The organism is Promicromonospora sp. NFX87 (genome assembly GCF_048564965.1).
Classification (GTDB): Bacteria; Actinomycetota; Actinomycetes; order Actinomycetales; family Cellulomonadaceae; genus Promicromonospora.
In genome coordinates, this window is the sequence record NZ_CP183413.1 from 1,477,016 (window position 1) to 1,496,750 (window position 19,735).

The 19,735-nt window shown below is 72.1% G+C and carries 15 protein-coding genes, 1 other RNA gene and 1 pseudogene; 11 read left to right on the top strand and 6 right to left on the bottom strand.

The window, feature by feature from the left end:
- Positions 1-45: 45 nt before the first annotated feature.
- Genes ACNYC2_RS06615 through ACNYC2_RS06635 form a run of 5 tightly spaced genes read left to right on the top strand, consistent with a single transcriptional unit; the run spans position 46 to position 9,002 of the window.
- Positions 46-1,161 carry an ATP-binding protein gene (locus tag ACNYC2_RS06615; RefSeq protein WP_419706262.1) on the top strand — a complete coding sequence of 372 codons (1,116 nt, stop codon included), beginning with the start codon at positions 46-48 and terminating at the stop codon, positions 1,159-1,161.
- Positions 1,158-3,956 (top strand): DUF5682 family protein, encoded by a 2,799-nt coding sequence (locus tag ACNYC2_RS06620; protein WP_419706263.1) that lies wholly within the window; start codon positions 1,158-1,160, stop codon positions 3,954-3,956. Before ACNYC2_RS06615 ends, ACNYC2_RS06620 begins: the two co-directional genes overlap by 4 nt.
- The gene (locus ACNYC2_RS06625) at positions 3,953-5,209 is read left to right on the top strand and encodes a VWA domain-containing protein (protein ID WP_419706264.1); all 1,257 of its coding nucleotides are present in this window, start codon (positions 3,953-3,955) and stop codon (positions 5,207-5,209) included. Before ACNYC2_RS06620 ends, ACNYC2_RS06625 begins: the two co-directional genes overlap by 4 nt.
- Entirely contained in the window at positions 5,206-7,089 is a 1,884-nt protein-coding gene (locus tag ACNYC2_RS06630; RefSeq protein ID WP_419706265.1) for a hypothetical protein, read from the top strand. The genes ACNYC2_RS06625 and ACNYC2_RS06630 overlap by 4 nt, the downstream gene beginning before the upstream one ends.
- Positions 7,090-7,145: 56 nt before the next feature.
- Positions 7,146-9,002 (top strand): bifunctional 3'-5' exonuclease/DNA polymerase, encoded by a 1,857-nt coding sequence (locus ACNYC2_RS06635; RefSeq protein WP_419706266.1) that lies wholly within the window; start codon positions 7,146-7,148, stop codon positions 9,000-9,002.
- Between the two features lie 16 nt (positions 9,003-9,018).
- On the opposite strand, the gene mtnN is transcribed toward ACNYC2_RS06635, so the two are convergent.
- Positions 9,019-9,732, bottom strand: a complete 714-nt coding sequence (mtnN, locus tag ACNYC2_RS06640; protein WP_419706267.1) for a 5'-methylthioadenosine/S-adenosylhomocysteine nucleosidase — start codon at positions 9,730-9,732, stop codon at positions 9,019-9,021.
- A 92-nt stretch (positions 9,733-9,824) separates the two neighbouring features.
- Positions 9,825-10,274 (bottom strand): annotated as a pseudogene (locus ACNYC2_RS06645) (S-ribosylhomocysteine lyase); the annotation flags it as partial.
- A gap of 120 nt (positions 10,275-10,394) precedes the next feature.
- Here ACNYC2_RS06645 and ACNYC2_RS06650 point away from each other — a divergent pair.
- From ACNYC2_RS06650 to ACNYC2_RS06660, 3 genes are all read left to right on the top strand, one after another.
- Positions 10,395-11,330: a Nif3-like dinuclear metal center hexameric protein gene (locus ACNYC2_RS06650; RefSeq protein WP_419706268.1), complete on the top strand. Its 936-nt coding sequence runs from the start codon at positions 10,395-10,397 to the stop codon at positions 11,328-11,330.
- 118 nt (positions 11,331-11,448) lie between these two features.
- Positions 11,449-12,207, top strand: a complete 759-nt coding sequence (locus tag ACNYC2_RS06655; protein ID WP_419706269.1) for a zinc ribbon domain-containing protein — start codon at positions 11,449-11,451, stop codon at positions 12,205-12,207.
- On the top strand, positions 12,204-12,956 hold the full coding sequence (locus ACNYC2_RS06660) for a histidine phosphatase family protein (RefSeq protein ID WP_419706270.1): 753 nt from the start codon (positions 12,204-12,206) through the stop codon (positions 12,954-12,956). Before ACNYC2_RS06655 ends, ACNYC2_RS06660 begins: the two co-directional genes overlap by 4 nt.
- 6 nt (positions 12,957-12,962) lie before the next feature.
- On the opposite strand, the gene ACNYC2_RS06665 is transcribed toward ACNYC2_RS06660, so the two are convergent.
- Positions 12,963-14,231: an MFS transporter gene (locus tag ACNYC2_RS06665; RefSeq protein ID WP_419706271.1), complete on the bottom strand. Its 1,269-nt coding sequence runs from the start codon at positions 14,229-14,231 to the stop codon at positions 12,963-12,965.
- 132 nt (positions 14,232-14,363) lie between these two features.
- Complete coding sequence (locus ACNYC2_RS06670; RefSeq protein WP_419706272.1) at positions 14,364-15,191, bottom strand: YaaA family protein; 828 nt, start codon at positions 15,189-15,191, stop codon at positions 14,364-14,366.
- Positions 15,192-15,239: 48 nt separating this feature from the next.
- On the opposite strand from ACNYC2_RS06670, the gene ACNYC2_RS06675 reads away from it, so the two are divergent.
- Positions 15,240-15,623: a tautomerase family protein gene (locus ACNYC2_RS06675; protein WP_419706273.1), complete on the top strand. Its 384-nt coding sequence runs from the start codon at positions 15,240-15,242 to the stop codon at positions 15,621-15,623.
- A 38-nt stretch (positions 15,624-15,661) separates the two neighbouring features.
- Positions 15,662-16,060, top strand: an RNA gene (gene rnpB, locus ACNYC2_RS06680) — RNase P RNA component class A.
- 337 nt (positions 16,061-16,397) lie between these two features.
- Here the strand turns inward: rnpB and ACNYC2_RS06685 are convergent.
- Complete coding sequence (locus ACNYC2_RS06685) at positions 16,398-18,029, bottom strand: DUF6119 family protein (protein WP_419706274.1); 1,632 nt, start codon at positions 18,027-18,029, stop codon at positions 16,398-16,400.
- Positions 18,030-18,141: 112 nt separating this feature from the next.
- Positions 18,142-18,975: a phosphotransferase gene (locus tag ACNYC2_RS06690; RefSeq protein ID WP_419706275.1), complete on the bottom strand. Its 834-nt coding sequence runs from the start codon at positions 18,973-18,975 to the stop codon at positions 18,142-18,144.
- Positions 18,976-19,010: 35 nt separating this feature from the next.
- Between ACNYC2_RS06690 and ACNYC2_RS06695 the strand changes: the two genes are divergently transcribed.
- A complete protein-coding gene (locus tag ACNYC2_RS06695) occupies positions 19,011-19,733 on the top strand; it encodes an ATP-binding cassette domain-containing protein (protein WP_419706276.1) in 723 nt (240 codons plus the stop codon).
- Positions 19,734-19,735 lie beyond the last annotated feature (2 nt).

The window sequence follows — 19,735 nt, forward strand, 5'->3', positions numbered from 1 at the left end:
CAGCCATCCACCCAGCACCGCAAGATGCGAGTACCGAAGGAAGTCATGACCATCACTGAGACCGCCACCCCGGCCGATATCCGCCCGCCTGCCGAGGTCCGCTACGCCGGCGAGCTCGCGGCGCTCGACGCCTGGGACACCGAGCGCGGCCACGAGCGGCCGCCTGGCTGGCGGCTGAGCCCGCGGGCCGTGCGGGCGTTCATCATCGGCTCCGAGGAGCTGGGGGTGCGGCGCAAGTTCTACGGCGACGACCCGCTGGTGGATCGCGCGGTCGTGTCGCTGATGGGGCGGCAGGGCCTGATGCTGGTGGGCGAGCCGGGCACGGCGAAGTCGATGCTGTCGGAGCTGCTGTCCGCGGCCGTGTCGGGCACGTCGACCCTGACGGTCCAGGGCACCGCCGGGACCACCGAGGACCACGTGCGCTACTCGTGGAACTACGCGCTCCTGGTGTCCGAGGGGCCGAGCGAGCGGTCGCTCGTCCCCTCGCCGGTCTGCACCGGCATGCGGGAGGGCCGGGTCGTGCGCTTCGAGGAGATCACGCGCTGTGCCCCGGAGATCCAGGACACGCTCGTGTCGATCCTGTCGGAGAAGCAGCTCATGGTCCCCGAGCTCGGGCCCGACGCCCGCGTGGCCGCCCGGCCCGGCTTCACCGTGATCGCCACGGCGAACCTCAAGGACCGTGGTGTGCACGAGATGTCGGCGGCGCTCAAGCGCCGGTTCAGCTTCGAGACCGTGGCCCCGGTGCGCGACCGTGCGTTCGAGATCGAGCTGGTGCAGCACCAGCTCGAGGCGGAGCTCGGGCCGGACAGCGGCAGGCCCGCCGTGCCGCTGGACGTCCTGGAGGTGCTCGTCACCGTGTTCCAGGACCTGCGGACCGGCAGCACGCGCGAGGGCGCGCCCGTGAAGCGGCCCGAGACGGTCATGTCGACGGCGGAGGCCGTCAACGTCGCCGTCGCCGCGTCCCTGGAGGCGCGGTACCTCGGCGACGGCACGGTGACCGCGGCGGAGGTCGCGCGCCAGATCTCAGGGGTGGCGCTCAAGGGCGAGGAGGAGGACGCGCGCCGGCTGCGGCACTACGTCGACAACGTGGTGCGCGAGCGCGCCCGGAACGACAAGCGCTGGAAGGCGTTCTTCACGGCGGCAGAGCCGCTGTGGCGGTGAACGGTACGGCGCTGAGCGGTGGCGTCGCGTCGGGCGTCGGCGCGGGCCGGCGCACGGACGCCGTCTGGGAGCTGGCGCCCGAGCGCGTGCGCGCGGCCGCTGCCGCCGTCGGCAGGCTGCGTGACGAGCGCGGTATCCACTTCGCGCCCGTGCGGCACCACAGCCCCGCGTGCGCGGTGGCGGTGCGCGCGGCGATCGAGGAGCTGCGCCCGGCGGCCGTCCTCATCGAGGGGCCGGAGGAGTTCACGCGGCTCATCCCCGACCTGCTGCACGAGGAGACGCGGCCGCCGATCGCGGTGCTGAGCCTCGGGGGGTCGGGCGCCGGTTCCGGTACGGTCGGCGGCGCGAAGGCCCGCGCCGCCGAGGACGAGCCGGAGGGCGCCGGCTTCTACCCGCTCGCGTCCTTCTCCCCGGAGTGGGTCGCGTTGCGCGCCGGCCACGCCGTCGGTGCGGAGCTCGCGTTCGTCGACCGCTCGTTCGGCGAGCGGTCCGCCGCCGAGCGGGCGCTCTCCGGTTCTGCCGCGCCGGGCCAGGACGGCGTAGGCGAGATCGAGAACGGCGCCGGGAGCGGCACCGCGCGGCCCGACCCCTTCGCACGGACCCTCATGTCCGAGCGGTACCTGGCGCACTCGGAGGCCATCGCCGCGCTCGCGCGTCGCCTCGGCTGCCGTGATCACGACGAGGTCTGGGACCAGCTCTTCGAGGCCCGGGCGAGCGCTGAGCTGGCGGACTGGCGGACCGTGTTCGACGACGTGTTCGCGTGGTCGGCGCTCGCGCGTCTCGACTACGAGGAGGGCGTGCTCGCCGGCGAGGGCTCGTTGGACCGCGAGGCGCGGATGGCGGCGAGGGTCGCCGAGACCGTCGATCGGCTCTCCGCTGATCACCCGACCGACGGTGCAGCCGGCCCGGTGCTCGTGGTGACCGGCGCGTTCCACACGCTCGCGCTGGTCGAGGCGCTGTCCGGCGCGCCAGAGGGCGCGCCGGTCCGCGACCGGCAGCCCGAGGGCGGCTTCGGCCCGCCGGCGCAGGGTGAGGCGTGGCTGGTCCGTTACGACCACGAGCGGCTCGACGGGCTGCGCGGCTACGGCGCGGGCATGCCGTCGCCCGGCTACTACGAGCGGCTGTACGCGGCGCACCTCCGGGAGCTGCGCCTGGCGCCGGAGTCCGTGCCGCATCCGGCGCCGGCCGGTCCGGTCGGTGCCCGCGCCCTGGCCACGGAGGTCCTGGTCGACGTCGCACGCAGCGCGGCCGGCCGCGGTCACGGGGTGAGCCTGCCGCAGGTCGGCGCGGCGGCCGAGTCCGCCGTCCGGCTCGCGGAGCTGCGCGAACGCAGCTTCCCGTGCCGCACGGACCTGCTGGACGCGGTCCGGTCCTGCTACGTCCAGGACGACGGCGGCGTCGGCGGGCCGGGCGAGCCCGAACGGCCGTTGGGGCTCGCCATCGCCGAGGTGTTCGGCGGCCGGTCGCTCGGCGACGTGCCGCCGGGCAGCGCGTCGCCGCCCCTCGTGCGGGACGTCCGGGACCGGGTGCGGGCCGTGCGGCTCGTCATCGACGACTCGGTACCGCGGACGACCCGTCTCGACGCGCGCCGGACGGCGTCCCACCGGGCGAAGCGCCAGGTGCTGGCGCTGCTCGACTTCGTGGGGGCCGGCTTCGGGCAGCTCGTCTCCGGCCCGGACCACGTGGCGGGCCGCGGGCTCGGCCTGATCACCGAGGAGTGGCAGTACTGCTGGACGCCCCTCGTCGAGGCGCGTCTGGTGGAGATGGTGCACCTCGGCGCGACGCTGGACGCGGTAGCGGTCGCGCGGCTGTACGAGGCGGAGGCCCGGCTCGCGGGCACAGGAACCGGGGCCGGAGCGGGCGCCGGAACCGGAGCCGGCGCCGCGACCGTCGACGCCCTCGCCCAGCTCGTCGCGCAGACGCTCGTCATCGGGATGGGCGCACATCTGCCCCGGATCGTCTCGCTGCTGCGCACCACCCTGGACACCGACCGCGACCTGAGCTCCGTGGTGTCGGGTGCCCGGCGTCTGCTCGGCCTGTGGCACGCCCGGGTCGAGCTCGGCGCCGAGGAGCACGCTCACGAGCTGCTCGACCTGGTGAGCCAGGCGCTCGCCACGGCCGCCTACCTGGTCAGCGACCTGGGCAGGACGCGCGCCGAGGACGAGGACGCCGCCATCGGCACGCTGATCGACCTCCGCTCCCTGCTCCGGGACGCGGCGGCAGCGGGTGACGGCGACCAAGGGGGGACCGGCGCGGAGAACCGCACCGCCGTCGTGCGCGAGCTCGCCCGCCTGCGGGACGACCGGAGCACCGCGCCGGCCGTGGCGGGCGCCCTGCTCGCCCTGGGTTTCACCGACGGCGAGGTGCCGGACGACGTCCTGGTCACCCGGGTGCGCGGCGCCCTGACCGCCGGCGCGGACCCGGGCACCGCGGTGCGGTTCCTGGGCGGCGTGATGCGCGCGGCCCCGGACCTGATCCTGCACACGCCGGAGATGTTCGACGCCGTCGACGACGCCCTGCGCGCGCTTCAGGGCGACGCGTTCCTGGCCGTCCTGCCGGACCTGCGGCGGGCCTTCACCTGGCTGCGCCCCACCGAGACGCACCGGTTGGCGAAGCGGGTGGCCGAGCGCACCGGCGCTCGGGTGGACCAGGTGGACGTGCGGGTCGCGCTGTCCGAGGCGGACCTGGCGGCCGGCCTGGCCCTCGACCACGAGCTGGCGGCGGTGCTGGAGCGGGACGGGCTGGCCCACTGGGGCGGCGGCCCCGGAGCCGATACGACACGAGGAGAAGCATGAGCACCACCGGCTCCGGGACGCCTGGACCCGCCACTACCGAACCCGCCACCACCGAACCCGCCACCACCGAACCCGCCACCACCGAACCCGCGACGTCGATCTCCGACGACGAGGCAGCCCGTCGCTGGCGGCTCGTGCTCGGCCGGTACGCGGCCGACCAGCTCTCGGTGGGGCAGCAGGACGACGGCCTGGAGAGGTCCCTCCGGTACCTGTACGACCGCGAGTACACGTCGCGCGGCCACCGCGTCGGCCAGGGCGGGGACGGCTCGGGGCGGCCGGGCAGGGGCGCCGGCCTCGGCGGGTCCCAGCCGCACGGCGTCGACGTGACCGCGCTCGGCTGGCTCAACGAGGCGGGCAGCCTGTTCCCGCGCGAGACCTTCGAGCGCATGCAGGTCGACGCGGTGAGCCGGTACGGCCTCACCGAGCTGCTGCAGGACGACACCGCCCTCGAGACGCTGGAACCCTCGCGCGAGCTCGCCGTCGCGATGCTGCAGGTGCGCGGCGCACTGAACGACCAGGCCGCGGCAGGCCTGCGCCGCGTGATCCAGCGCGTCGTCGAGGACATCGTGAAGCGGCTGCGTACCCGGTTCACCACGGCGGTCAACGGCCGGATCGACCGGTCACGCCGGTCGATGCACCGGGTGGCGCGGAACTTCGACTGGAAGCGCACGCTGCGCGCCAACCTCGGCCGTGTCGACGCCGACGGCCGCATGACGGTGCAGGACGTCCGCTTCTCGTCCCGGGCCCGGCGCACGCTGACCTGGGACGTCATCCTGCTCGTCGACCAGTCCGGCTCGATGGCGCCGTCGCTGCTGTACTCCGCCGTCTGCGCCGGGATCCTCTCGGGCCTGCCCGGCATCAACGTGCAGCTCTACCTGTTCGACACGTCCGTCGTGGACATGTCGCACGTGGCCGACGACCCGGTCACCGTGCTGATGACCGCACAGCTCGGCGGCGGCACCGACATCGCACGGGCGGTGCGCCATGCCGAGCAGCAGGTGCGCAACCCGTCGCGCACGGTGGTCGCGCTGGTCAGCGACTTCTACGAGGGTGGCTCCGTGTCCAGTCTCCTGTCGACGGTGCGCCGGATGGCGTCGTCGGGCGTGACGATGCTGGGGCTCGCCGCCCTGGACGAGGCGGCGGAGCCGGTCTACGACCAGGGCACCGCCAGGCACCTCGCCGAGTGCGGCATGGAGGTCGCCGCGCTCACCCCTGAACGGTTCGCCGAGTGGCTGGGAGAGGTGCTCTCATGAGCGAGCCCACGAGTGTGCAGAGAACTTTCGCCTGGGCCGCCCCGTACGCGGGCCTGGACGACGACGCGCTCAAGGCGCTCGGCAACGCCGGGCTGCTGCGCCGCGCCCGCAAGGACTTCGCGGCCAAGGACGGCGTGACCGAGCTGTCCCACGATCCCAAGGGCGCGGTGCTCGGCGTGTCCGGGGCGTCGGTCCGGGTGGACGGCCGCGGACCGGCCGCGGTCTCCTGCGACTGCCCGACCGCCGGGGTGTGCCAGCACGTCCTGACCGCCTGCCTGTGGGCCGCCGAGGTCGCGCCCGATGCGCCGGCGCAGGGTGCGGACCCCGTCGTCCCGCAGTCGCTGCCCAGGACCTCCGGCCCCGGGCCGGAGAGCGCGGCCGGGGCCGCGACGGCGTCCGAGACCCGGCGGACGGCGGCCGCACGCGGGCCGTCCGAGGCGGTGCTGCGGCGTCGCCGGGAGGCGCTCGCGGAGGTGCGCGACGTCGTAGGACGGCTCATGTCGGGCGGCCTGTCCCACCTCGGTCCGGACGACGCCGAGTCCCTGCTCGCGCTGGCCGGCCGGGTACGCCTGGCCGGGTTCGAGCAGGTAGAGCCCACCCAGGTCGGCGGCGTACGGTTCGTCGGCCTGCTGCGGGTGACGGCAGGCTTCGTCAGCGGCTTGGCCGGGCGGGACGACGCCGTCACCGAGGCCGACCTGCTCGATTCGTTCGCCGAGGTCTGGGCGATGGGCGAGGTGCTGCAGCGCGCCCTGGACACGGGTAGCGGCAACAACCTCGCCGGCGGGGAGGACGACGCGAAGCCCACGGGAGCCGGGAGGAGCACCGACGCCGAAGAGGTGGACGTCGCGCGGTGGGTGCCGCTCGGAGCCCGGTGGTGGAACTCGCCGAGCGGTTCGCGAGGGCTCGCCTACCTGGGCTGGGACAGCCAGGCGGTCGCGACCTCCGGGACGGAGGCCGGTCAGGTGCGGCAGGTCGTGACAGGCCGTGCGTCGGGCACCGACCCGGGCTTTCAGCGCAGCTGGACCAGCCCGCTGCTGTGGGGCCGGTCCCTGAGCACGCTGTGCGAGGGCGCCTTCACGCTGACCGCGGTGCGGGCCAAGCCCGACGGCACCCTGGGCGCGGGCGGGACCCCGGTCGTCCATCGGCTGGACGGCGACGGGTTCGACCTGGCCGAGCTCCAGCAGATCGCGGAACGGACGGGCGCCGGGGTGGCACCGCGCGACGTCGTCGGGTTCGGCCGCCGCCCGGCGAACGTGCGGCTCGTGCTGGTCCGCGACGTCGGCGAGATCGGGATCGACGAGGTGCGGCAGGAGCTGACGCTCACGATCGTCACGTCGGACGGCGAGGAGCGCGCGCTGCGCCTGCCCGTGACGAGCGAGCAGGCGGTACAGACGTTGCTCTCCGTCAGGTCGATGCTGGTCGCGGTCACCATCGAGCGTCGCGAGGACCGGGACGAGCCGGTAGGCCTGTTCGTGCGCGACAAGGGTGCGATCCGGCTGGTCAGCCCCACCATCACACCGGCCTGGACGTTCGAGAGCAGCCACTGGGACTTCTGGCGCCGGCGCATCCGCAAGCTGAGGGCACAGGCGGCGTCGGCCAGGACCGTCCGGTCGGTGGCCGCGCCCCCGACCCCGGTGCGCCGGGTGACGCTGCTGCTCGGCGACGTCCTCGTCGCGGCGGCGGCGACGGGACGTCCGGTGCTCACGGCACGGCAGCGGTCCGACGTCGAGCAGGCGCGCGCCCTGGCCAGGGATCTCGGGCTCGCGACGCTGGAGCGGACGGCCGGCGGGCTGCTCGGCGGTGAGCTGACCCCGTCGACGGTGCTGCACGCCGCCTTCGTGGTGGGCAGGGCCCGGGCGGTCGCGGACGTCGCGGGCTGACCGGCCCGCCGCCGGGTGTCAGGTCGAGTGTCAGAGGGCCGGTGCAGACTGAGCCCATGCACACGGTGATCTCGCGGGAACCCTCGGGCACCGGCCTACGGCCGGTCTCCGACTCCGGTGCGCCCGCGGGGGAGCCGCGCGTCATCGACCCCGCCGGCCTGGCCGACGAGGTCAGCACGGACGAGTCGTCCCAGGTCCGCTGGACCTGGGACGACACCAACAACTGGTACCCGGCCCTGCTCGCCGAGGGCGTCCGCGTCGACCGGGCGCACGACCTGCGCCTCGCGCACGCGGTCCTCCGCACGTCGGTGCTCTCGGCTCGCACCGCGCTCGCCGAGGCGGGCCCCGGTGCGTGGGACCGCCTCGTGCCCGTCCCGCCGCCGGGCGGGCCGACGGCGGCCGCGCTGCTCCGGCCCGACCGGCACCCCGGCGCCGAACCGCTCTTCGACCTCGGCGAGATCGCCGCGCCCACGACCCGGTCCGGGACCGACCGGAACAGCCGGCGAGAGGGCGACGAGCGGCCGAGCGGCCCGGACGCGCCAAGCGGCAGGCAGGGGAACGGCGAGACCCTCGACCCCGCCGCCGAGCTGGCCGCCCAGCTCGCGGCGCTCAAGGACAGCACCGAACCCGGCCGCCTGAGGCTCCTGCTCGCGGCCGAGTCGGCCGGGGCGCTCGCGGCCGCCGAGATGCACCATGCCGGACTGCCGTGGCGCGGTGACATCCACGACGAGATCCTCACGGAGGCGCTCGGCCCGCGGCCCCGGCCGGGCCTGCGTCCGGCGAAGCTCGAGGCGCTCGCCCACCGGATCCGCGAGGCCATCGACGCTCCGCCGACGCTCAACCCCGACTCCCACCCGGACCTGTTGCGCGCCATGGAGTACGCGGGCGTGGGCGCCCGGAGCCTGCGCAAGTGGGAGCTGGAGAAGCTCGATCACCCGGTGATCGCCCCGCTCCTCGAGTACAAGGGCCTCTACCGTCTCTACACCGCCAACGGCTGGAACTGGCTGGACACCTGGGCGCCGGACGGCCGGTTCCGGATGGAGTACGTGGTCGGCGGGGTGGTCACGGGCCGCTGGGCCAGCACGGGAGGCGGTGCGCTGTCGCTGCCCCACAACGTCCGGCGGGCGGTGACCGCCGATCCGGGCTGGACGTTCGTCGTCGCCGACGCCGCTCAGCTCGAGCCCCGGGTGCTGGCGGCGCTGGCCCGCGACGAGCGCATGGCCGCCGCGGGGCGCAGCAAGGACGGCGCGAACACCGACATGTACGCGGGCATCGTCGCGACGGGCGCCGTCGAGTCCCGCGAGCACGCCAAGGTCGGCATGCTCGGCGCCATGTACGGGGGCACCACGGGCGTCAGCGCACAGGTGCTGCCGCGGCTGGCCCGCGCGTTCCCGCAGGCCATCGACCTGGTCGAGCGGGCGGCGCGGGCAGGTGAGCGGGGTGAGCGGGTGACGACGCGGCTCGGCCGCAGCTCCCCGCTGCCCGGCGACTCGTGGGCCGCCGTCCAGGGTTCCGCGTTCGACGAGGACGCCGGTGCCGACGCCCAGTCACGCGCCCGCAGCCAGACCCGGTCCTGGGGACGGTTCACCCGGAACTTCGTGGTCCAGGGCACCGCCGCCGAGTGGGCGCTGTGCTGGATCGCGTCCATCCGGCGCCGGCTCTGGGCGATGGGGGAGGCCTCCGCCGGGGCCACGCCAGGGCTGGCGCCGGTGCCGTTCGACAGGCGTCCGCACCTGGTGTTCTTCCTGCACGACGAGGTAGTGGTGCACGCACCGGCAGCACTCGCCGAGGAGGTGACGCGCGAGGTGCGCGCCGCCGCGGAGGAGGCAGGGCGCCTGCTCTTCGGCGACTTCCCGGTGGACTTTCCGCTCAGCGTCGCGGTCACGGAGAGCTACGCGGACGGCAAGGGCTGAGCCCGGTCGCGCGCGCTCAGCCCGCGAGCAGGCCGACCGCCGTCGCGACCACCTGCGCCGAGCGCAGCGCCGCGTCGTCCACGTGCGTGAGGAACTCGGTGCCGTCGGGCGCACAGAGGTCCGAGACGGCTCGCACCGAGACGAAGTCGGTGCCGAAGTTGTGGCACAGCTGCGCGAGCGCCGCCGACTCCATGTCGACGGCGAGCATGTCGGGGAAGTCCGCGCGGAGCCGCAGCGCCAGGTCGGCGGTGGCGAACTTCTCGCCCGAGCCGATGGTGCCCTCGCGCAGCACCTGGCCGGCGACGGTCGCGGCGGCCTGCCGGACGGCGTCGGCGAGGCGCGGCGCGGCGTCGTACGCCTCGGGCATGCCGGGCACCTGACCGAGCACGTACCCGAAGGCGCGTACGTCGGCGTCCGCGTTGACGAGGCGCGAGCCCAGCACCACGTCGCCGACCGCGACGTCCTTGCCGAGCCCGCCGGCGCTGCCGGCGCTGATCAGCGGCGTGTCCGCGCCGTGGCGGAGGATCGCGCTCGTGCCCGCGGCCGTCGTGTTGACGAAGCCCATACCGCTGCGCACCAGCACGACCGGCTGACCGGCGAGCGTGACCTCCCGGAACTCGGCCCGACCGACACGCTCCGGCTCGCCCACCTCGGACGCGAGGTCGAGGAAGGGCGCGGCCTCGTCGTCCATCGCGACGAGCACGACGGCGACGGGGGTTCCTGCGCTCACTGCTCGGTGGCCGCGTCGTGTGCGGCCGCCGCGCGGGCGGCTGCGTCCCGGGCCGCGGCGTCGGCGGCCGAGGCCTCGCCCGTGGCGTCGGCGGCGAACACCTGCGACCAGACGCCGCGCGCCGACAGGAACACGGAAGCGGCCTCCTGCGCGCCGGCCAGGGTGTGGTTCGCGCCCCAGCCGCACTGCACCTCGTTGGCGGCGGGCACCTCGGTCGCGGAGACGATGTCGCGCATCGTCGCCTCGATGAGGCGCAGCACCTCCTCGTAGGGGGGCTCGCCCTGCAGCATCAGGTAGAAGCCGGTCTGGCAGCCCATGGGGGAGAAGTCCAGGACGGCGTCGGAGTGGTTGCGCGAGTGCTCCGCGAAGAGGTGCTCCAGCGAGTGCACGGTAGGCATCTCGAGGTGCGCGACGTTGGGCTGCGTGAACCGCACGTCGTACTTGACGAGCACGCCCCCGGCCGCAAGCTCCTTGCGGTCGGCGAGGCGCACGTACGGGGCGGCCACGGCGCGGTGGTCAAGGTTGAACGACTCGACGTTCATGCGGGGTGCTGGCTCGGTCACGGTACGAGCCTAAGCCGTCCGCGCCCGCGGAACGACGCCACCACGAACCCCTCACCCGGTGCACGGCCCGGCGGAGGGCCCCGTACTACGCTGCGATGCGTGAGCAGCAGCGACACTCCCGCGCCAGACCCGTCACCCGAACCGTCCGGCACCACAGCCCCCACGCTGGCCCAGGTCGTGCGCGCCCTCGACGGCCTCTACCCGCCGTCGACGGCGGAGGGCTGGGACGCCGTCGGCCTGGTCGCCGGCGACCCGGCCGTCCCCGTGCGCAAGGTGCTGTTCGCGGTCGACCCGGTCACCGCCGTCGTCGACCAGGCCCTGGACTGGGGTGCCGACCTGCTCGTCACGCACCACCCGCTGTTCCTGCGCGGCGTGAGCTCCGTGGCCGCCACCACCTTCAAGGGCTCCGTGGTGCACCGGCTGCTGACCGGCGGGTGCGCCCTGCACGTCGCGCACACCAACGCCGACGCCGCCCCGCGCGGCGTCGCGGACGCCCTCGCCGACCTCGTCGGCATCACCGACCGTCGCCCCCTCGAGGTGAGCGCCGCCGCGCCGGGCGTCGACGAGGTCGGCCGCGGCATCGGCCGCGTCGGACGCCTCGCCGAGCCCACCACCCTCGCCGACTTCGCCCGCCGCGTCGCGGCAGCGCTGCCCGCCACCGCGCAGGGCATCCGCTTCTCCGGCGACCCGGACGCGACAGTGACCACCGCCGCCGTCCTCGGCGGCTCCGGCGACGGCTACTTCGACGCCGTCCGCGCGGCCGACGCCGACGTCTACGTCACCTCCGACCTGCGCCACCACCCCGCCTCCGAGCTGCGCGAACGGGCCGAGTTCGAGGCCCGCGCCGCCGGGACCGACGGACCTGCCGGCACCCCGTTCCTCGTCGACACCGCCCACTACGCGAGCGAGTGGCCCTGGCTGCGCTACGCCGTCGAGGACCTTGCCGCGGCGCTCGCGGCGGACGGGCTCGCGATCGAGGCGCGCGTCAGCGAGCTCGTGACCGACCCCTGGACGGGCCAGGTCCCGTCCCGCTGAGCCATCTGCGGGGCGCGCTCCGAGACCACCCGCTGAGCGGCCACCGGAGTGGCTTCCGCGCGGGCATGCGCGAGGTAGCGTTGGACAGCCCCCAGAACCCGACCGAGAGGACGCCCTCGTGGCTACTGCACCACTCGAAGACCAGCGCAGGCTGCTGGACGTCCAGGCGCTCGACACCCGTGTCCAGCAGCTCGCCCACCAGCGCAAGAACCTTCCCGCGCTCGCGACGCTGACGGAGCTCGACGGCCGGATCGCGGACCTGCGTGCCTCGCTCGTCGAGTCGCGCACCCGGGTGGCCGACCTGAAGCGAGAGCTGACCAAGGCGGAGTCCGACGTCGAGCAGGTCCGCAACCGCGCCGACCGCGACCAGAAGCGGCTCGACTCGGGCGGTGTTGGCGCCAAGGATGCCGTCGCGCTGACCGACGAGCTCCGTTCGCTCGCCGCGCGCCAGGCCGCGCTGGAGGAGGTCGAGCTCGACGTCATGGAGCGGCTCGAGGCGCATCAGGAGGCGCTGGCCACGGTCGAGGCCGCCAACGGCGAGCTCGTCGCCGAGAAGGCGAAGGTCGAGGCCGAGCGCGACGCCGGCTGGGCCGAGATCGACGCGCAGATCCAGGCGATCGCGGGCGAGCGGGCCAAGGCGGTCGACGGGCTCGACGCGGCCCTCGTCACGCTGTACGAGAAGATCCGGGTGCAGCAGGGCGGCACCGGCGCCGCGCTGCTCAACGGCAACCGCTGCGACGGCTGCCGCATGGACCTCCCGCCGGCGGACCTGGCGACCATCAGGAGCGCGGCCCCCGACGCCGTGGTGCGCTGCGAGGAGTGCGGCCGGATCCTGGTGCGCGGCGCCGGCGCGACGACCGGCGCTGCCGCCGGATGAGCGAGGCGCCCGGGTTCGACACGCACCGGCGTCCGCCGGCCGCGGCAACCCGGTTCGACGGCGCCCTCCCGCTCACCGTGGTGCTCGTCCGGCACGGGGTGACCGCCCTGACGGAAGCCGGCGGGTACTCCGGGTCGGACGGCCCGGGCCCGTCCCTGACGGCACGCGGGCGGCTGCAGGCGGCGCAGGCCGCCGACGCCGTCTTCCGGGTCGGGCGCGCGGCCCGCACCGGGGCGGGTTCCACGGGCGGGATGCGCAGTGGTGGCCTCTGGCCCGACCTGCCCCGCCCGACGGCGCTCGTCGCGTCGCCGACGGCGCGGACCCAGGAGACGGCTGCCGCCGTCGGACGGCGGCTCGGGCTGCACGTCTCCACCGACGAGCGCTTCGCCGAGTGCCGGTTCGGGGAGTGGGACGGGCTCACCGCGCCGCAGATCGAGCAGGGCTGGCCCGGCGAGCTGGCCCAGTGGCACTCGACGGGCACGTTCGTGCCGCCCGGCGGGGAGTCCTACGCGCAGCTCGGCGCCCGCGTCTGGGACGGGCTCACCGAGCTGCTGGCCGGCGGCGTGGACCGCACGGTGGTGACGGTGGGCCACGCGGCGCAGATCCGCACCGCCGTCGGGCAGGCGCTGGGGGCACCCGCGTCGCACTGGGCGCGGCTGCGCGTCCCGCCCGCCTCGCTCTCGGTCGTGCGCCTGTGGGAGGACGGCACCACCGAGGTGACCGCCGTCGGCGTTCCGACCGACGGCTGAACGTCCCTACCGGTGCCTGAGTGCCCCGCGCGCGAAGGCCGGCGCGAGCGGAACCAGCGCGAGCACCAGGACGGCGGGCAGGGCGAAGCCGAGCCGCAGGTTGTCCGCCCCCACCAGCCCCGTGAGCACGGCGCCGAGCAGCGCGCCCACGTAGTTGAACTGGTTGAAGCGGGCGATGACCGCGTCGGTGCGGGCTCGATCGGGCTCAGCTGGTGCTGCCGATGCCCCGGCGACAGGATCGCTCGCGGTCCCCGCCGTACCCGCGGCGATCCGGCCCGCCGCCGAGAAGCTGAGCGGCGCCACCAGGGCGACCGCCGCGCCGAGGACCGTGAAGCCGGCCACCGCCACCTGCCACGTCGGGGCCAGCGTGACCAGCGCCAGCGCCCCGCAGGCCACCACCGCGCCGACCCGGAGCACCGTCGCCACGCCGAAGCGGGTGACGAGATGACCGCCGGCCAGGCGGACGACTATCGAGGTGACGAGGTAGGGGAACGTCGCGAGCGCGACCAGGTTCCCCGGAGCGTCGAACGAGCGCGCCAGGTAGACGGGACCCCAGGTCGCGGCGGTGGTGTCGACCATGTAGAACACGACGAGCCCGGCGCCCACCAGCCAGATCGGCCGCCACGGGATCGGCGCTCCCGACTGTGTGGCCGCGTCGGAGGGTGACGCCGTCGTCGGCCCGACGGTGATGCCGCCGGCCGGCACGCCCGGGGCGAGGAGCGGCGTAGCCGCGACGTGTGGCACGAACGGCGCGAACAGGATCACCAGCGGGACCAGCGCCACGAACGCGCCGATGGTGGGGGAGAGGTGGCCGGTCGTGAGCACGAGCACCGTGGCGATGATGCCGCCGGTGGTCCAGTAGCCGTGCGACGACGGCAGGATGGGCCGCCCGTACCGGTGCTCCAGGTCGACCGCCTGCATGTTGCTCGTGGCGTCGACCAGGCCGAGCGCGATGCCGTAGACCGCCACTCCGCCCACGAAGAAGCCGATGACGGGGGCCAGCGTGAGCGCCGGGACGGCGAGGACCATCAGCGCGAGGCCGAGCCGAAGCGTGGCCGCGCTGCCGAAACGGCGTGCCACGTGCTCGGCGACCAGCGACCCGACACCGGCGAGCAGCACCATCATGAGCAGCAGCAGGGAGAGGGTCACCTCGTCGAGCCCCCAGCGCTCCAGGAACCGGGGCAACCGGGTGGTGAGGCTGATGAAGACGAAGCCCTGGGCGAAGAACGCCGCGGCCACTGCGATTCGGGCGCCCGTCAGGCTGCTTGTCCCCATGACCGGTCATCCAACCGGTCGGTGGGCTCCTGCGCCAGGGTTTCGGCCGCCTCTTCATCCTTCGAGGCCAAACTTTCTTCGCTCTCAGGCCCCGGAGAGCGAAGAAACTCAGGCCTCGAAGGATGCGGCCGGTTACGCGAGCACGAGCTCCAGCGTCCGTGGGCCGCGCGGCTTGCCCTCCAGGAGGTTCGCCTCGATGAGCGTCTGGTCCTTGCCCGAGCCGATCTCGGTGAGCATCACGGAGCCGACGAGCTCCTGCGCGGCCTTGAGCACGTCCTCGCTGGTCCGGGCCTCGTGCTCGCGGCGCAGCAGGTGCCCGGCCAGCACGCCGCGCGTGTGCTTCGCGTTGTGCGAGACGACGGTCCGCTTGCCGTCGGTCTCGCGGAGCACCCGCACCTCCACCCACTCGGCGGCCCCGTCCCCGGTCGTCCGGGGCTTCCAGGCGGCGACATAGGTCGCGGACCGGCAGTCGACGACGACGTCGCCGGCGGCCCGCGCGTCGAGCACCTCGGCGAGGGCGGGCTTCCAGAACGTGGCGAGCCGTCCGACGTCGGGCAGGCCGACGCCCATGCTGAGCCGGTAGGCGGGGATGCGGTCGCCCGGCGCGACGACTCCCCACAGCCCCGAGAAGGTCAGCACGCTCGCCTGGGCGCGCTGCGCGGCGCCGTCCGGCAGCGTGGCCAGGCCGGCTGCCGCGTACAGGACCCCGGTGTACACCTCCGCCGCGCGGCCCGACGGCGCGTCGTGGAGCGCCGTGTTGCGCGCCACCTCGTCGGCGAGCCCGTCGCTGACCCCGAGGGCGGTGGTCGCGTCGGGCCCGGCGCTGACCCGGGCGAGATCCGCGAGAACCTGCTCGCGCCGCTCGGTGAGCTCCGGGTGGACCAGGGCGCCCAGGTCGAGCGGGGCCGCGCCGTCGGGCGCCGGCGTCTTGCCCTCGGAGGGCGGGAGGAGCAACATCACCCGCCCAGCCTAATTTGCCGGGCGGGATGGCTCGGTAGGTTGGCGCGCATGGCCCAGGTCAAGGTGTACGGAAACCGGTCGGTATGGGGCGAACGGCGTGCGGAGATCTCCGACGCGCTGCACGAGGCGCTGGTGCGCACCTGGCAGCTCCCGGCAGACAAGCGGTTCCACCGCTTCCTCCTCCTGGACGACGGCGACCTGGTCGCCCCGCGCTCGGATTCCTACCTGGTCGTGGAGGTTGTCTGCTTCGCGGGCCGCAGCCGGGAGGCCAAGCGCGCGCTGATCGCGGCGCTGTACGACGACGTCGCGCCGCGCCTCGGGCTGGACGTCAACGACCTGGAAGTCGTGATCCTGGAGAGCCCGAAGGAGAACTGGGGAATCCGGGGGATGGCGGGCGACGAGCTGTCGCTGAGCTACCGGGTCGACGTCTGAGCGGATGTGCTCCGGGCAGGTACTCTTCTACCTGCGGACGAGTCGGTCGGACGGTCGCGTTGGGTGCCTTCGGGCGCCCGCCGAGGAACGTCCGGGCTCCACAGGGCAAGGTGGTGGTTAACAGCCACCCGGGGTGACCCGCGGGACAGTGCCACAGAAAACAGACCGCCCTCGGTCTCAGGACCGGGGGTAAGGGTGAAACGGTGGTGTAAGAGACCACCAGCGCTGCCGGTGACGGCAGCGGCTAGGTAAACCCCACCTGGAGCAAGGTCAGACAGACTGTGTTTGAGGGCTGCCCGCCCGATTCTCCTCGGAGAAGCACAGTTGGGTAGACCGCTCGAGCCCTGCGGCAACGCAGGGCCTAGATGGATGGCCGTCGCCTGCGCAGGGGTAACCCGGCGCGGGAACAGAACCCGGCGTACAGACCGACTCGTCCGCTTTTAACGCTCTGACCTGCAACGGAGCACCGGCCAGAGGCGCCCGGTACGCATTGGGTACGCATGGCTGCGTACCGGCTCAGGCGGCCGATGGTTTGCTGTTGGCGGATGTTCTGCCCGGCCAGATTCGCGCGAAGTTCCTCACAAGCCGGGGTGAGGTGGCCTCGGACGTCAGTTCCATGATCCTGCCGACCAAAGTCCTTTAACGGCTTGTGCAGGTCCGTTCATTTTGGACTGGGCGGATTCCGGGACCTGGTGTCGGCAGTATTCCGATGGTGGCCCTATAGGTCGAGTCTCTTGGCGTGGACGGGAATGGGCACTGAGGAAGTGCGCCGGATCAAGCCGGAAGTGCGGGCGGCAGGATGGTCGCTACATGAACTTGCACGTCCAGATATCGTAACGCGTCGAACTGTTTCACCAGGTTGACCTTCGTAAAAGCAAAGAGAGAATCTGTGGTCACCGGGTGTCCTGATCCGATGGCAAGTATAACCTCGTTTATCTGAGCGTCATCTACCGATCCTCTGCTTTCTTCGTATATTCGATCCTTCCAAGCTGCGCGGGCATTTTCGTCTCTTGCAAGAGAGTCGGTGGAGACCAGCCCCTGAGCCAGCAAGTGGCTAAGGTCCGCTGACTTTCGACCGCGTTTGACGTGAATCAGCACGCCGGGTGGGACATAGATGTCGCATGGCTCGATGCCTCCTCTTAGGTGTAGCGCAGTCTTGATGAGCTTCCTATCCAGGCAGATGCCGGACAGAATTTTCGCGGCACGTGCGTTGTACTTATCCTCGTGGATATCGCCCCACGGTGGGAGCTCCAAGGAGGGCGATCCTGCGAGGATCTCACTGACCCGTCCGTCGATCCGCGCGAGGTACTGATCGTCCATCCGATACCAGTTGCCATCGTGTAAGCAGAACCGTTGGCTGCCTTCTTCTACTTCGAAGGCGAGCCAGCGGCGCAACGGTACCGGTACGGAGACCAGTGTGTTCCGCTCTGGCTCAGTCTCGCTGTGGAGCTCGAGCTTGATTGACTTGATGCGGTCGAGGACGTTCTCGCGCGGAATATCGGAGAGCCACTCCGCGACATCGCTTACATCAGGCGTCTGATCGAAGACCCGGAGCTTACGATCGCCAAGTCCGGTGACTTTGACGCTCATCACTGGACCGAAGGCGTCAAGCCTTTCATGTGGCCACGATATGCCAAGTTTGGATTCTTCGACATTGAGTAGCGCGTCGACCAGCTTTTCATCGAGTGCAGGGACTTTGCTGTCGCGGGGTTTGAGTGCGATAAGTTGTTCGAGACTCTCCAGGCCTGCTAGGACTGGTCGGCGGGCCAGGGCGTTGAGAACCGACAGGTCTTCGATGAGGTTCGCTGGCTCCTTTGCGAGTGGGAGGTTCAAGGAGTCTGCCGCGCGAAGTTGAATGATCCTGTCGCCTACTGTGAGTTCTCCGATCGTGGCTTTTGATTCAATTCGGCTGACAACCTCGCCGTAGCCGTCAACACCTAGGTCTCGGATGGTGCTCCCGTTGGGCATCGAGCTTCGATCTACGCGTGCCCGGTGATCGAGTATCGTTTTGGTGAGCGATTTAATCTCCGAGGGTAGAGCAGAGCGTGCGACGATTCCGGAACCAAATCCGAAGTCGATCTGTTCTGAGTCCAGAAAATGGAATCCGATGCCCCAAGTGAGAGCCCAGATCACGTCGTCTTGGCCTTGAATCAGGAGAACAGCTCCAGGAGATACGTTCGACAGGGATAGGGGGTGGCCGGTGAGGAGCTTGACGTCGTTCGCCCACTTGGCGTTGGTTGCGATAGAGCCCGAGACGAGGCGTGCCGGGCGGCGATCCACGGTCACGTCCGTGACGGTGAAGTTGTCGTCCGACTCGCGGTGCTGTTCGGACAGCGCTGTGTGCAGCGTGCTCCCGTCCTGCATCCGGTAGAGCGTGGTGCGCTTCGTTGCGGCGGCCTGCTCCATGGTTCCAATTAGCACAGCCAGTTCTGGCTGCGGTCAAGAGTCAGCATGCGGGAATGAGAGCCGGGGCAAGGGCGTACGACACCTTGGCCCCTCTGACATGGGATCCGACTCCCTAGTAGAACGAGCGCTGGTCGCGGATGACCGTCTCGACGTGGCGGCGGATGGGGATGGCGACTTCGGGGAACTCGCCGCTCTCGACGTGGTGAAGGTATTTGGACGCGGCCGTGAGCAGGGCGACCGCACCGGAGTAGGTGCCGAGCACACCGGTGAACTCTGCGCGCGCTCTCGCAGCGATGTCCGGCTGCAGGATCGCTGAACAGACCAGGTGTGCGGCGTCGTACCCCACCGGTGCCCATCCCCAGTTCTCCCAGTCCAGGATGACCAGCTCTGGTGCGGTGAGATTGCCGAAGTGCAGGTCGCCGTGAGACATGGCTATCTCGACACGTTCAGGGTCGATCTCGACGCCGAAGAGAGCGAGGAAGTGGTTGCGGAAGGACTCCTCGCGAGGATCGGCCGCCACGCGCTCGGTCGTCGAGATGCGTTGGAGAGGTTCCAATCCGGCCTGGAGCGCTGTCCACCAGGAGTCGGGCAGATCGACGTGGCGGTCCAGGACGAGGCCGGCACCGGCGGCCCGCTGTGTGACGTACGTGAGTAGGTCGGCGCGGACAACCCGATCGTCGTCGGTCCAGACAACTGACCGTAGGTGTCGTGGCATAGGGATGTCGTCGAAGGGCTCGCCGGTCGCTGCGGCGATGCCGTCCCACATGGTGTCTTCGATGGCCCACTGCGGCTGCTCTGAGGTGAGCCGGAGCCAGCCGGGGCCAGTGGTGCGAGTTGCGATCGTTCGGTTGTAGAGCCCGTGGATGGTGTCACCCTCGATCGTCACGCCGAGCCGGTCGGCCGCCTCGGTGAGGTAGGTGGCGAGGCGGTCGCGGTGCTCTGTCATGTGTCTCTCCGTGCTGGCGTCGGTAGCCTGCTGGAATGCTGATCGAGCGGGTTCGTGTGCACCCTGAGCTGGTGTCGGACCGGGGTGTGTGGCCGTGGACGGTTCCGGCGATCGGGCAGCTCCTGGACAAGGGGCTGGAGTTCACCAGTGACATCGTGATCCTGGTGGGGGGCAACGGGGCCGGCAAGTCCACGCTGTTGGAAGCGCTCGCCGAGCAGTACGGGATCGACGTTCGCGGCGGGCACGGAGGACGCGACTACCCGATCAACCAGGAACTCAGCCCGCTGGGCAGGGTCATCACGCTGGACCGCACGCTGTCCGGCCGGTTCATGACCAAGAGCAACGCGACGGGCTTCTTCCTGCGTGCTGAGACGGCGCACGAGATGCTGGAGCGGATGACCGGCTACGGCGTGCAGGGATACGGGAATGCGTCGTGGCAGGTGAGCCATGGTGAGTCCTACCTCCAGGCGATCGCGGGTCAGTTCAGCGGCCCCGGCCTCTACCTCCTGGACGAGGCCGAGGGGCCGCTGTCGTTCGAGTCCACCTTGCAGTTGCTATACCGGATTCAGGACCTCGTGACCGAGCACCGCGCGCAGGTCATCTACGCCACGCACTCACCGTTGGTCGCCTCGATCCCCGGTGCGCAACTCATCGAGCTGACCGACGAGGGGATCGGCGAGCGTGAGTGGGAAGACCTTGCGTCGGTGAACCTGTGGCGCAGATTCCTCCGTACGCCGGGGTCGTTCTACGAGGGCTAGTT